At 52.9% G+C, this 13,703-nt stretch carries 13 protein-coding genes; 8 read left to right on the plus strand and 5 right to left on the minus strand.

The annotated features are described in order from the left end of the window. Positions 1-15 precede the first annotated feature (15 nt). From menD to A0W33_RS01470, 7 genes are all read left to right on the plus strand, one after another. Positions 16-1,716, plus strand: coding sequence for a 2-succinyl-5-enolpyruvyl-6-hydroxy-3-cyclohexene-1-carboxylic-acid synthase (gene menD / locus A0W33_RS01440; protein WP_068836515.1), 1,701 nt, complete (start codon positions 16-18; stop codon positions 1,714-1,716). A gap of 182 nt (positions 1,717-1,898) precedes the next feature. Further along, entirely contained in the window at positions 1,899-2,360 is a 462-nt protein-coding gene (locus A0W33_RS01445) for a DoxX family protein (protein ID WP_068836516.1), read from the plus strand. Between the two features lie 173 nt (positions 2,361-2,533). Further along, a complete protein-coding gene (locus A0W33_RS01450) occupies positions 2,534-2,989 on the plus strand; it encodes a DoxX family protein (RefSeq protein ID WP_068836517.1) in 456 nt (151 codons plus the stop codon). A gap of 431 nt (positions 2,990-3,420) precedes the next feature. Further along, positions 3,421-4,542 carry an AMP-binding protein gene (locus tag A0W33_RS01455; RefSeq protein ID WP_068836518.1) on the plus strand — a complete coding sequence of 374 codons (1,122 nt, stop codon included), beginning with the start codon at positions 3,421-3,423 and terminating at the stop codon, positions 4,540-4,542. Between the two features lie 52 nt (positions 4,543-4,594). Then, positions 4,595-5,476: an SMP-30/gluconolactonase/LRE family protein gene (locus A0W33_RS01460; protein WP_068836519.1), complete on the plus strand. Its 882-nt coding sequence runs from the start codon at positions 4,595-4,597 to the stop codon at positions 5,474-5,476. 93 nt (positions 5,477-5,569) lie between these two features. Beyond that, the gene (locus tag A0W33_RS01465) at positions 5,570-6,490 is read left to right on the plus strand and encodes a DUF1835 domain-containing protein (protein WP_068836520.1); all 921 of its coding nucleotides are present in this window, start codon (positions 5,570-5,572) and stop codon (positions 6,488-6,490) included. Positions 6,491-6,557: 67 nt separating this feature from the next. Beyond that, complete coding sequence (locus A0W33_RS01470; protein ID WP_068836521.1) at positions 6,558-6,953, plus strand: T9SS type A sorting domain-containing protein; 396 nt, start codon at positions 6,558-6,560, stop codon at positions 6,951-6,953. A gap of 166 nt (positions 6,954-7,119) precedes the next feature. On the opposite strand, the gene A0W33_RS01475 is transcribed toward A0W33_RS01470, so the two are convergent. The 5 genes from A0W33_RS01475 to hutU all read right to left on the minus strand — a co-directional run bounded on the left by A0W33_RS01475 (position 7,120) and on the right by hutU (position 12,968). Further along, positions 7,120-7,629 (minus strand): DUF1440 domain-containing protein, encoded by a 510-nt coding sequence (locus A0W33_RS01475; protein ID WP_068836522.1) that lies wholly within the window; start codon positions 7,627-7,629, stop codon positions 7,120-7,122. Positions 7,630-7,678: 49 nt separating this feature from the next. After that, positions 7,679-8,191 carry a DUF1440 domain-containing protein gene (locus A0W33_RS01480; RefSeq protein WP_068836523.1) on the minus strand — a complete coding sequence of 171 codons (513 nt, stop codon included), beginning with the start codon at positions 8,189-8,191 and terminating at the stop codon, positions 7,679-7,681. A gap of 198 nt (positions 8,192-8,389) precedes the next feature. After that, positions 8,390-9,364, minus strand: coding sequence for a formimidoylglutamase (gene hutG / locus A0W33_RS01485; protein WP_068836524.1), 975 nt, complete (start codon positions 9,362-9,364; stop codon positions 8,390-8,392). Next, positions 9,357-10,598 carry an imidazolonepropionase gene (hutI, locus tag A0W33_RS01490; RefSeq protein WP_068836525.1) on the minus strand — a complete coding sequence of 414 codons (1,242 nt, stop codon included), beginning with the start codon at positions 10,596-10,598 and terminating at the stop codon, positions 9,357-9,359. Before hutI ends, hutG begins: the two co-directional genes overlap by 8 nt. A gap of 666 nt (positions 10,599-11,264) precedes the next feature. Next, positions 11,265-12,968, minus strand: a complete 1,704-nt coding sequence (hutU, locus tag A0W33_RS01500) for a urocanate hydratase (protein WP_068836527.1) — start codon at positions 12,966-12,968, stop codon at positions 11,265-11,267. A 111-nt stretch (positions 12,969-13,079) separates the two neighbouring features. Here hutU and A0W33_RS01505 point away from each other — a divergent pair, with 111 nt between their 5' ends. Continuing rightward, entirely contained in the window at positions 13,080-13,703 is a 624-nt protein-coding gene (locus A0W33_RS01505) for a class I SAM-dependent methyltransferase (protein ID WP_068836528.1), read from the plus strand.

The following is a 13,703-nucleotide window of genomic DNA, read 5'->3' on the forward strand; positions in this document are numbered from 1 at the left end:
TTCAAAAATCATAAAGTGATTCTTCAACCTGTTGTCAATATAGCCGAGATTTGTGCCCGCAAGGGAGTGGAGCAGGTGGTGCTGTCGCCTGGCTCCCGGTGTGCCCCGCTGACCATTGCGTTTGCCCGCCACCCCAAGCTTACCGTGCGCACGGTGAGTGACGAGCGCGCCGCGGCATTCATCGCACTTGGCATGGCACTGACAACAGGCAAGCCGACGGTGCTGGTGTGCACCTCCGGCACAGCGGCGTTGAACTACGCCCCCGCCGTAGCCGAGGCTTTTTTCCAGCAGGTGCCCTTGCTCCTTCTTACCGCCGACCGCCCACCTGAGTGGATAGACCAGTTAGATGGGCAGACGATCCGGCAGCAAAACGTGTACGGGCAGCACATCAAACAGAGCTATACTTTCCCGGTTGATTTTGCGCACCCGGACGCGGTGTGGCACAGTGAGCGGATGGTATCGGAGGCGCTGAACACGGCCAAGGCTTTTCCGGCTGGCCCGGTGCATATTAACGTGCCGCTGCGGGAGCCCTTCTACCCTGCTCCCGGCGAGGAACTGGTGTTTGAAAAGCAGGTAAAAATTATTGAGGAGGAGCAGCCGCTGTTTGACCTGAGCCAGATGCAGGCCCTGAAGCTGCAGTCGGGCATACTCAAGTATAACAAGGTGCTGGTGCTGGCCGGACAGGGGCAGCGGGACGAGGCGCTGCTGCAAAGTTTACGCGCTTTCGCCGACTCCACCGGTGCTGTGGTGGTGGGTGACAGCATCAGCAACGTGCATGAACTGGAGGGAGTAATCCGCCATCAGGATGTTTTTCTGGCGAACGAATCAAAGGAAAAGTTGGCACAGCTGCAGCCGGACCTGCTCATCACCTTTGGCAAGTCCATCATCTCCAAAGCACTTAAACTGTACCTGCGCCAGCACAAGCCGAAGGCGCAGTGGCACCTGCAGCCTGCAGGTCAGGTGGCCGACACTTTTCAGGCGCTGACCAAAATTATACGCTGCTCCCCCCGAAGCTTTTTTGCAAGTATGGCCGGGAGCACTAAAGTGGACCCCACCTTCTCGAAGGCCTGGAAAGGAGCCGACAGGGCTGCCGGCGAATTCCTGAAGACTTACGCAGCAAGCGCCCCTTATAGCGAATTGCCGCTGGTGGCGCGGTTGCTGCAGCAACTGCCCAAACTCAGCAACCTGCACCTGGCAAATTCCATGGCCGTGCGCTACGCCAACCTTGTCGGTTTGCAGCCCGAGCAACAGGTGGAGGTTTACGCCAACCGGGGCACCAGCGGCATCGACGGCAGCACCAGCACCGCCGTCGGCTGCGCTCTCACCAGCGCCGGCATCACCACGCTGCTCACCGGCGACCTGGCCTTTTTCTACGACCGCAACGGCTTGTGGCACAATTACCTGCCGCCAAACCTGCGGATCGTGCTGCTCAACAACCACGCCGGAGGCATTTTCCGGTTAATTGACGGACCGAAACAACAGCCGGAACTGGCGCCATACTTCGAGACAAAGCAAAATCTGGATGCACAGAACACTGCCAAAGATTTTGGAATGTACTATACCTCGGTGGAGACACTGGAGTCGTTGGAAGAGGTTTTGCCGCAATTTCTAGCTCCTAAGGCCGGGGCTGGCATTCTGGAGATTTTCACGGACAGCCCATCCAACGCCGAGGCTTTCGAAGCTTACCGCCAGGCGGTGAGGAAAATCAGGCTCTAAATTACTTATTGGTAAGTATAAAAAAGGAAACGCCTGCTGCTATACATAATAGTGGCAGGCGTTTTTTTCGTCATGTCCGTTTCAGGCTGGCCTGCTACAACTTATGTTACTTTTATTGGCCGTGGTTCAGGCAATAAGCGTATATTTATATAACAGCATGTTTTACCTAAACCTCCTGTGCCATGAACCTCTCACACGAAATCAGCCACTCCTCCGAACGTATTAACAGTGCCAACAACCCCTTGTGGATGGACGGCCTAAGAATCATACTTGGGCTTTTCCTGTTTGTGAAAGGCATTATGTTTCTGGAAAACTCCAGCGATGTGTTCTACATCTTCAGCCAAAGCCAGGACTTCATCAGCCTTAAAAAAGCCTCGATGATTACGAGCGGCGTGCACATTGTGGGCGGCTTGATGCTTGCTTTTGGTTGCCTTACCCGCCTGGCGGCACTTTGCCAGATGCCTGTTATTTTGGGAGCAATGCTTATCGTGAACCCGCAACGTGGCGCGACTGAAGGTAACGGTGCCCTCCTGCTGTCCATTCTTGTGTTTGGGCTACTGGTTTTCTTTATGATCGTTGGCCCCGGCCGCTATTCAGTTGATAACAAAGTCCTGCGACAGAAGCGCACCCCGGATCAGGCATAATGTACCTTTCTTACGCGCTCAAACACTTGTAAACGTGTGGTTTGTGTTTCTATCAATTCTAAGCTCAGGGTGATCTAGAATAGACTTGTATTCTTTCTCATAGTTATTGTCCGGTTTTATCTTAAAATCGTTTAAATAAGTATAAATCAGTTACTTACTTAAATTTTAATGCTATGAACCTGACACACGACATGCACCGCGTTGAGCACTGGGCGGATAAGCACCACCCGATCTGGATAGATTTCCTGCGCGTGGCGCTGGGAGTGTTCTTGTTTGCCAAAGGTTTTATATTTATCCAGGATACGGCGGCCCTACAGGCTATTCTCCGCAAAAGTGAATTTCCATGGGTATCTATGGGACTGGTACATTATGTTGCGTTTGCGCATTTGTTTGGCGGCCTGCTGGTGGCAGTGGGACTGATCACACGTGTCGCGACGTTGTTCCAGATCCCGATCTTGCTGGGTGCCGTTTTCTTCATCAACCCGGAGCGCGGCTTCTACTCTGAAAACACTGAACTGTGGTCCTCTATTATCGTGCTGGCGCTCCTGATTTTCTTCCTGATTTTTGGCTCCGGCCGCTTCTCCGTAGACCGCCTTATCCGAAAGCCAAAACGCGATTGGCTTTATTAGATGGAGAAATAGGGAATGAGGGATTTTGAAGCAGGTTATTGATTGTTCCAACTGCAGCAACTGTTTCAAGTACACTCACTTACCGCTATTGTCATTTCGAACACTCTTGAGGCGCGAGCCGAAGAGAGCGAGCGTAGCTTTGAGAAATCTATACAGAATTCCAGCTAGACTTATCACTGCGTTCGAAATGACAATAGCTGGAGTTTACGCTTTCCCCATCACCATACTTGTAAAGCACCAACCAGCCTATTCCTCATTATCCATTCCTCATTATCCATTATTCATTAATCATTTAAAAAACCGTTTGTTATACTGCCGCTTTGCTCCGATTTTTGCAGCAGAACGTAGGTACTTGATGTATAACAAACTTTAATCGAACACTCCTGCATTTCCGGCTACCAAGGCTGCGACATGTTAACTTATACTTGCATATGGCTGAACAGTACCTGACCCTTAACGGCAACAAGTTTTACTATGATGAAATAGCAGATTACTCCTTCCGCAACAGCATACCGCTGAATGGGTATGAGAGCAAAACGCTGGAGTTTTGCCGCAGCTGGCTAAACGGTGTGCAGGAGTTTCCTATCCAGACATCCGGCTCCACGGGCGTACCCAAAACCATTATACTTACCCGAAAGCAACTCGAAACAAGTGCCCGCCGCACCGTTAAGACGCTGAACTTAAAGGCTGGCGACTGTACGTTCATATGCCTCAACACCGAATACATTGCCGGCATGATGATGCTGGTGCGCGGGTTTCTGGCTAACCTTCAGATCATTATCGTGGAGCCCATCAGCAACCCGCTTACGCTGGTGAGCCCGGAGGAGAATATAGCTTTTGCCTCTTTTGTGCCGATGCAGCTGCACGCCATTCTGAGCGAAACACCGGAGCGCCTGGAGCAACTGAACAGCATGAAAGGGATACTGGTGGGCGGCGCCCCGCTTACACCCACACAGGAGCGGGAGTTGCAGCAGGTGTCAGCGCCTATTTTCCATACCTACGGCATGACCGAAACAGCCTCGCACATTGCGCTGCGCAAGCTTAACGGCCCCGATGCCGCCGCCTATTACAACGTACTGGACGATATAACGGTAGGGCTGGACAAGCGCGGCTGCCTGACTATCAAGGGAGACATCACCAACAATGAACTGCTGGTGACAAACGACATTGTGGAGTTGCTCACCCCTACCCGTTTCCGCTGGCTGGGCCGTGCCGACAACACCATCAACACGGGTGGCGTGAAGGTGCAGGTGGAGACGGTGGAACTGGCGATTTCAAAAGCCATGATCGGCATGGAAAACCCGCCCCGTTTCTTTATTGCCCCGCAACCCGACGAGGTACTGGGCGACAAGATTGTGCTTTTAGTGGAAGGCGCACCACTGCCGCCGGCGCAGGAACAGGAGTTGTTCGAGCGCATGCGCGACCTGCTCAGAAAGTTTGAGATCCCAAAGGAAGTATACTATGCGCCGGCTTTTTCACAAACAACCACAGGGAAGCTATCCAGGTTGAAAACACTGCAGAAAATGGGCCTGTACACCGATCCGACCAGATAAACGGAACGGCAGGCGCCCTGACGCGTAAGCATAATAAACAAAAACACTATACATGAACAGGAATATACTTACAGGTTTTTGCGCGGCACTTTTAGCAGTTGGATTCAGCAGTTGCGGCGGTGGCGGCGTATTCTCAGCCAAAGCCCCGGTAGCGTTAGAGCAGGCCTGGGCAACAGACAACACCCTCAGAACCCCGGAATCAGCGCAATACGATCCGCAGCGAGACGTAATCTATGTGAGTAACATCAACAAAACATCCCGCCCTCAGAAAGACGGCGACGGTTTTATTTCGAAGCTTAGTCCGGAAGGGGAAATACAGGAGCTTTATTGGGTGTCTGGCCTGAACGACCCGCTGGGAATGGCCCTGCACAACAACGTGCTCTATGTGGCCGATATTGACGAGGTGGTGGCTGTCTCCACGCAATCTGGCTCGGTTCTGGGCCGCTACAAGGCTGACAATGCCAGAATGCTGAACGATGTGGCCGTGGACAACAGGGGCAATGTGTATATAACGGATACGGAGGAAAAGCGCATTTACGTACTGCGCAACGGCCGCATCACACCTTGGGTTGAGGACACTAAAATAAGCAGGCCAAACGGCATTTTTGTGGACGGCAACCGCATGATCGTTGCGTTTTCCGGCAATGGAGACGTGAAGCTGGTGGACCCTGAAACAAAGAAATTCACGGAGTGGGTAGAGGGCATTCCGTCGGCGGATGGCATTGCGGCTGTGCCCGGCGGTGGCTATTTGATATCGAGCTGGAGCGGGGAGATTTTCTATATCGATGAAAAAGCGAAAAAGTGGAGCCTGCTCAATACCTCTGAACAGAAAATAAACTCGGCTGATATTAGTTATGCCGAACGCCCCGGCCTGTTGCTGGTGCCTACCTTCAACGATAACCGCGTGGTGGCTTACAGACTTAAAAACAGATAACTTCGTTTAGAAATTAAATAGCTTTAGAAAAGGCAGTTGTCGCGTAAACAGGACAGCTGCCTTTTACTTTTTAAAGTATAACAACGAGTGCCGATGAAAAAACTGCCTACACTTCATATCCTGAACGGTGACGCCTCTGTTGCTGCCTTTGAAAAAGCCGATTTGCCAGGCCAGGTGCTGGTGTGGCGTGAGGTGCTTTCAGAGGGGCCCGTTACCGCTACCCTGCCCGAACACGAGTTCTGGCAGCAAAGGCAGGCGTACATAACATCAGCCTACAGCGAGCCCGCAAATGCGTACCAGGAGAAGGTGCTGGATACGGTGGAGCGACTTAAAACAACCGGTAGCGCCTTTTTTGAAATTATACTTTGGTTTGACACGGACCTAATGTGCCAGGTAAACCTGCTGTACCTGCTGCAGCTCGTGGGAACACCCAAGGCCGGGGTGGTGTCTGTTTGCACCCCAGCCCCCGGCGAAAACGTTGGCCTGTTGCCCCCTGATAAACTACAGAAACTGATGGAAGAGCGCCAGGTGCTGCAGGCAGAAGAATTAAAACAAGCGCGCGCACTATGGCAGCTTTATACTTCTCCCGACCCGCTGGAATTGCAAGCTTACCTGCACCAAACCACCCTGGCGCTGCCCTACATGCGGCAGGCGCTGCAGTTGCACCTCCGCCGCTTCCCCGACTGCGCCGATGGGCTTAGTGAACATGAGCGGGCGCTGCTCCATTTTGTGCAGGCAGGCGCTAAAACAATTGAGGAGTTAATGCAGCAGTTCTGGCAACACGACCCCGGCTACGGCTTTGGCGACAGTCAACTGCACCAATTGCTCGATCGTCTGCAGCCAGACCTGATTCAAACCACCAACCCCCTTAAACTTAGTTTTTTCGGCGATAGGGTACTGCAGGGCCGCGCCATGTACAAACCCAAGCCACACTGGTTAGCCGCCGTGAAAGTTAACAGCAAGTATGGCTTCTGCTTCAACAGCGAAACAAATTCACTCCAAAAAAAACATTAAATTAAAAACTGGCCCCAAAAATGCAGTAGCAGGCATACATGCACCCTAAAACTAAAGGAGATAAGAGATGAAGAGAAAGCAAACCATCGCCATGGCCACCGCCATGCTAGCCTTTGCCACTGCAACCTTTGCCCAGACAACAGCCTTACCGAGCCAGCAAAAGGAGCACATTTTAGTTAGTGCCGATATCCCTGAGGAAAACACGGAAACACTTTCCGGCATCAACCTTAGCCCCACAAAAAAAGGCACTTTTCAGCTTGATTTCACACAGCAACTGGAAGAAAACGCTGTATTGAATATTACTAACACTGCTGGAAAGCTGGTATACCAAAAGCCTGTTAGCGTGGAAGGCAACCGCAATTCCTGGCGCTACCAATTGGGCAAACTGAAGCCCGATGTCTATTTAATCGAGGTCAAAACCAGCGACACCACGTACTGGACGAAATTCCGTGTAAGCAAGTAAATCATACGTCCTAAATCAGAACGCCTCAACAGTATATACTGTTAAGGCGTTCTGATTTACAGGTCAGTAATCCCTCACGAACTTGAAGGTAAAGTACAGGTTATACCAATAATTTGCTCAGGCGGAATCGTATTTTAGTTAATGCCTCTGCCATCTTTTAAAAACTTTATACTTGCTTTGCTGACCCTATTTCATCCAATAAGTCAATGACTTTGTCTGTCGTGGTGCCCAGTATCAGGTGGGCAAAAAAACCTCTGGCATGTGCCTGCCATGGATACGCAAACGGTCCCGAGGCATAGCCAAGCCCTGGCACCACTACCTCATCAAAAACAATGAACAGGCCTATACCGTAAAGTGGCCCTCGCCAAAACCCAAACCTTTCCAGGCGGTGCCTCCCTAAGGCGTACAGTGCTCCCGGCGCAACTCCCATTAAATAATGAATGCTCCTGCCAACCTTGTACTGCTGCTTCTGCGTCAGATTAATTTGCATAGCATCCGTTAGGTGCTTTCCCGCAGCGTTTGGTGCATACCTTCCGCCTTTCTGTGCAGTCCGCTCCTGTACCAAAGTAGCTGTAGACGCGTGACTGTACCAGTACCAGGTGAACCTGTCCATCAGCCATACCCCAACAGCTCCGGCCAATGCTCCTTTCAGGAGGCAACCTGCAATGCTATCCATAGGAAGTTCAGACTAATCGGTTTAAAAACAAGTTATAATTGTAAGCAGCTTATTTGGGCAAAGCACCATCCAGCACTTTCAGCACGCCATCAGTTACGACGCCAACCGCTAAATGACCGGCCAAACCCCTTGCATGTGCTTGCCAGGGGTATGCCATTGGGCCGGAGGCCAGACCCGCTGCAGGTCCAACAATCTCGTCCATCACCACAAATAAACCAAAGCCAAACAGAGACCCTCCGGCAGTGTCCAGGTTCTTCACCCTGTGCCGCATAACGGCATAAAGCATGGCAGGCGCTATTCCCAAAAAGTAGTGCACGCCCTGTGCGGCAGCTTCATACTGCTTGTGCGTTAGTTCTTTCCCCGTGGCATTCAAAATTTTATCAACGGCTACCTCCGAGACATACTTGCCATCTACCTGCGCCTCTTTTTCCCTCAGAAATGCCTTGCGGTCTTCGTTTCGGTACAGGTACCACGTGATGCGGTCCATTGCCCACACAGATATCGCTCCGGCAACGGCCCCTTTTATTAATTCTACTGCTACACTGTTTGCTCTTTTCTTCATACCCTTCGATCAAGTTTGTTTCATAATGTATAGTTATGCTACGGGACTGTGAAGCAGTTGTTTGAAGAAAGTGACTGATCAAGAGACGATAGTATAGCCCGTAGCGGTAGGAATGCCCACAGGAATCTTTGGCAGCAGCCAACTGCTAAATCAGGAACGAAGATTTCTTTTCATTTAGAAGATGCCTAGCATTCGAGTTTATACTTTTTGCCACTCCCGCACTACCTTATAAAGTAGGGCTGCTCCCAACTTAGCTGTCCTGTTGTCGGTGTCGAAAGCGGGATTCAGTTCAGCGATATCTAAGCTTAAAAGCTTGCCGCTCTGCGCCACATACTGCAGCAACTCCAGCACTACCTCCGGCTGCAGTCCAAGCGCGTTCACAGCACTCACACCCGGTGCATAAGCGCCGGCAAACACATCCAGGTCCACGGTGACATACACCTGATCTACTTCCTCTAAATACTCCTGTAGTTCCTGCTTTAGTTGCCCTACCCGATGTGCCTGCACATCCTTTGCGTAAGTATAACGCACCTGCAACTCATCTGCCGTCTGAAACAGGATACGCGTGTTAGCATGCTCCTGCAGCCCCAGCACTTTATACCTGAAGGGCTTTTCTTGCGCTTGCAGGGCATCTGCTATCTGCAAAAATGGTGTGCCGGAACTTGCCTGCTGCGCGTAACTGCGCAGGTCAAAATGCGCATCGAAGTTAAGGATACCCAGCTGCCGCTGTGCCGTAACTTGCTGCAAGCCCAGAAAATGACCGTAAGCAATTTCGTGGCCGCCGCCGAGCACCAACGGACGGTAGCCGTGTGTTAAGAGCAGCGCCACTTTCTTTCCCAGTTGTTCCTGCGCCTCCTCCAGGTTGCCGCCCGAGCAAAGCACATCGCCCGCATCGTACAGTTGCACAGAACCGTGCAGGTGATAGGCAAAAGATGCCATGGCAGCTCGGAGGGCAGCCGGACCGCCCCCGGCTCCAGGCCTCCCCTGGTTTCGCCGAACGCCCTCCTCGGAGCAGAAACCCAGGAAGGCAAAGGCAACGGCATCAGGCGCTGCTTCTGGCAAACCCTTAGACAGATCCAGTAGCTGCACGGCCTGGTGCCACCGTAGCCCTAGTTCGCCGTCATGCACATCTACACGGCCTTTCCAGAATTCTTTTGTTGCGGCTCTATACATGCTGACCTCGCTTCCAGATTTTAGCAGGCTTTAGCTTTCCCTGCAAGTATAAAATTTCTTTGTAGTTATTAGTCGGAAAGGCTATCATGTCCGCTAGCTTCCCTTTTGCCAGGCAGCCGCGGTCGGTTAGGTTCAGCGCAGCGGCGGCACGCGTGGTAACAGCTGCCAGCGTTTCGGCGGTGGACAGTTTTTCTGCGGCTCCAAGAATGGCGGCCTGCAGCAATAAGTCGCCCATGGGCGCAGAACCCGGGTTCCAGTCTGTTGCGATGGCCAGGCAGAGGCCGCCATCCAGCATCTTGCGGGCAGGCGCAAAGTGCATCCCCAAACCAAGTGAGGCACCCGGCAGTACGGTTGCCACAACACCCGCTTGCTTTAACAGGGCGATCTCCTCGTCGCCGCTTGCCTCCAGGTGGTCGGCGCTCACAGCACCTGCTTCGGCGGCTACTTTGCTGCCGCTGGTACTGAACTGGTCTGCATGCACTGTCACATCAAAACCAAGTGCTTTAGCCGCCAGCAGGTACTCCAGCGCTTCCGCTTCTTTGAAGGCCGTCTCCTCTACAAAAATATCCACCCGCGTAGCAAGACCTTGTTCCTGTAATTGCGGCAGCAGTTCCTTTAGCATTTCCTGCAGGTATAGGCTGCCATCGGAGTGCTCCGGGGGCAGCATGTGTGCCGCCAGGCAGGTTGGAATCAGGTCGAGGCGATGGTGCCTGTTCACCAGTTTTATAGCCTCCAGCATTTTCAGTTCCTCTTCCACCGTCAGCCCATAACCGCTTTTTACCTCGCAGGTGGTTACGCCTTCGTGCAGGTGCCGGTCGCAGCGCTGTTTTAGCAGGGTCACCAGTTCCACAAGGGTCGCTTCTCGGGTTTTGCGCACGCTGTCGAGAATACCGCCGCCGCTTCGGGCTATATCCAGGTATGATTTTCCGGCCACGCGGAGTGCGTAATCGTTGGCGCGGCTGCCACCGAAGCAGATGTGGGTATGGGCATCCACAAGCCCGGGAAGCAGCACCATTGGCTCCTGTATGAACTGCAGCTCATATTGCTGCTCCATGGCTTCGCGGTGCAGTTGCTCATAGCTGCCGACTCTCACTATTTTCTCCCCTTGCACCAGCACGCCTGCCCGCTCCAACACCTGCAGTTGCTCGTCTTTTAGAGCGCCTGCTTTCGGTAAGTCCGTCATCGGCAGGATTTGGCTGAAGGGGCCGATGAGGGTTGTGGTGGTTTTGTTCATAGTTTGTGGTGTTTGATGATTCGATTCGTAGCTTTTGTACTTCATACACAGCCATGCTTTCGCTATACTTGTACGCTTATTACCTAGCGTTTAAACATTATCCTTTCTGACGCAAGCGTCCGCTTGTGCCGTCGTCAGCTTCAGCTATACTTCCCTAGCCACAGCTTCCGCATCTGCAAACAAGCTATCCTTTCTAGCTGCGGCTGATCCTCCAGCTCCCAAATACCTATCGTTTCACCTTTGGCTTTGGAGCGCTCACGGCCGCGGGGCCTCGTCCTCGGGCATCGCGCTGGGACCTTTTCTTTGCTCGCTTCGCTTTGCAATCCCGCTCCCGCGGGACCGAAAAACTCCAAAGGCGCTCAACCCAAGGACTGGAATCGCTTCAGATAGCAAAGGCTCATGCAATGCAACAAAGGCCAAGTCCCCCTTTGAAGGGGGTAGGGGGATGTTTCACTCCTGCTGACGCTTTAGCCATTTTTATTCTGATTTACCTCTCTCACCCCTATTTGTCATCTTGGAAGGATCTCGGTGGAAGCGATATCAAGCCGCTACAACGGAGCTTGTACATGAGGCAAGCCAACAGCAGCACCCATCCCTACCCCTCCGAGGAGAGGAATTATTGACTGGAGTACTCACAACTCTTCCGTCCTTGAATAAGAGGCGACATCACAATTCTAGCCCAAATTCTCGCGCATTCTCCTGTGCTGTTTCATAGCCTGCATCAGCGTGCCGGAAAATGCCTATAGCCGGGTCGTTGTGCAGCACGCGGCGCAGGCAACGCTCGGCTCGGTCGGTGCCGTCTGCCAGAATAACCATACCAGCGTGCTGGGAGTAACCAATGCCTACGCCGCCGCCGTGATGGAACGATATCCACGTGGCCCCGCCGGCTGCATTCGACATCAGGTTGAGCAGCGGCCAATCCGAAATAGCGTCAGAGCCGTCTTTCATGCCTTCTGTTTCGCGGTATGGCGAGGCAACAGAGCCGCAGTCGAGGTGATCACGGCCGATTACAATCGGGGCTTTGACCTTGCCTTCGCGCACCAGTTGGTTAAAGAGCAGGCCCGCTTTCTCGCGTTCGCCCATGCCCAGCCAGCAAATGCGGCACGGCAACCCCTGAAACGCTACTTTCTCCTGTGCTTCATCCAGCCACTTGATCATATGCGTGTTCTCCGGGAACAGTTCTTTCAGCGCTTCATCGGTTACTCTAATATCTTCCGGATCGCCGGAAAGGGCAGCCCAACGGAAAGGGCCTTTGCCTTCGCAGAAAAGGGGACGAATATACTCCGGTACAAAGCCGGGAATTTGGAAGGCATCGGGCTCACCTCCCTGCTGCGCAAACTCACGCAGGTTGTTGCCATAGTCGAAGGTTTTGCTGCCGCGTCCCTGCAGTTCCAGCATAAAGCCCACGTGCCGCGCCATACTTCGCAGCGACAGTTCCTTATACTTCACCGGGTCCTGCTCCCGAAGCGCTTTTGCCTCTTCCAGGCTCAAGCCATTCGGCACGTAACCGTTCAGCGGATCGTGGGCAGAAGTCTGGTCCGTCAGTATCTCCGGCGTGATGTTATCTTGAATCAGACGCTCCAGCACGTCCCCGATATCGCCCACCAAACCAACTGAAACTGCCTCTCCCCGCTCCTTCGCTTCCAGCACCCAGGCCTTTGCCTCTTCATAATCATGCGTCATTTTGTCTATGTAGCGGGTTTCCAGACGCTTTTTTATGCGATCCGGGTCCACATCAACACCCAGAAAAGTAGCACCTGCCATGGTTGCCGCCAATGGCTGAGCGCCTCCCATGCCCCCCAGGCCACCGGTCACCAGCAGTTTGTGGCGCAGATCGCCCTCGAAGTACTTATCGCCGCAGGCAGCAAACGTCTCAAATGTGCCCTGCAGAATGCCCTGAGAGCCGATATAGATCCAGCTTCCTGCCGTCATCTGCCCGTACATGATCAGGCCACGCTTGCGCAGGTCGTTAAAATATTCCCAATTGGCCCAGTGCGGCACCAGGTTAGAATTTGCTATCAGCACGCGCGGCGCCTCAGGATGCGTGCGTACTTTGCCCACCGGCTTGCCCGACTGCACCAGCAAACTCTCATCCTCTTCCAGCTCCAGCAGTACCTCAATTATCTTTCGGGCATCTTCCGGCGTGCGGGCTGCCTGGCCGGTTCCACCGTACACCACCAAGTCAGCGGGCGCTTCGGCTACTTCATCAGTAAGGTTGTTGAGGAACATCCGCAAGGCCGCCTCTGTCTGCCAGTTTTTAGCGTGCAGTTCCGGCCCGCGTGGCGGAATGTAGGTGGGGTGATTGGCGTATTTCTGAATAAACTCCTGTGTGCTTAACTTTGCTGCAGGCGTTGATGTGGCTGTATTCATAGTTTTGGTTTGTTGAATCTCGATTTACTCAAGTATCCGAAAATTTTAGGAGAAAGTATAGTCAAAGCATGATAAATTGCCGCAAAAGCAACCTTTCACAATTCAATCTTCATGCTACTCCCCTCACTCCCACAGCTTCCGCAAATTTTCGGAAACATCGATATATACCTGTTCGACCAGCTCCTGAAGGGACGCATTCAACCGGGCATGAAGTTGCTGGACGCGGGCTGCGGCGGTGGAAGGAACATCCAGTACCTGCTGCAAGCAGGCGTGGAAGTATACGGAGCCGATGCATCTGAAAAAGCCATTGAAAAAGTCCGGGAATTGGCCGCCCGTGTTGCGCCAGAGGCACCGAAAGACAATTTTGTACTTGCAGACCTAGCCAGTTTGCCTTACCCGGCGGCTGCCTTTGACGTGGTTCTTTGCTCGGCTGTACTCCATTTTGCAGAAAATGAAGCCCACTTCAGGCAAATGCTGCAGGAGCTTTGGCGTGTGCTGAAACCGTGTGGCATGCTGTTCTGCCGCTTCAGCACTACCATTGGCATGGAAGGGAAACTACCTGCGGTAAGTCCTCAGAAATACCAGATGCCGCATGGGCCGGTGTGGTTTCTGGCCGATGAGGCCTTGCTGCGGGAGATGGTCTTATTATTGAATACCGAACTGTTGGAGCCATTGAAAACGGTGCTGGTAGAGCAGGAACGAAGTATGACTACGCTGGTGCTGGGTAAGGTATAA

This window comes from Pontibacter akesuensis, assembly GCF_001611675.1.
Classification (GTDB): domain Bacteria; phylum Bacteroidota; class Bacteroidia; order Cytophagales; family Hymenobacteraceae; genus Pontibacter; species Pontibacter akesuensis.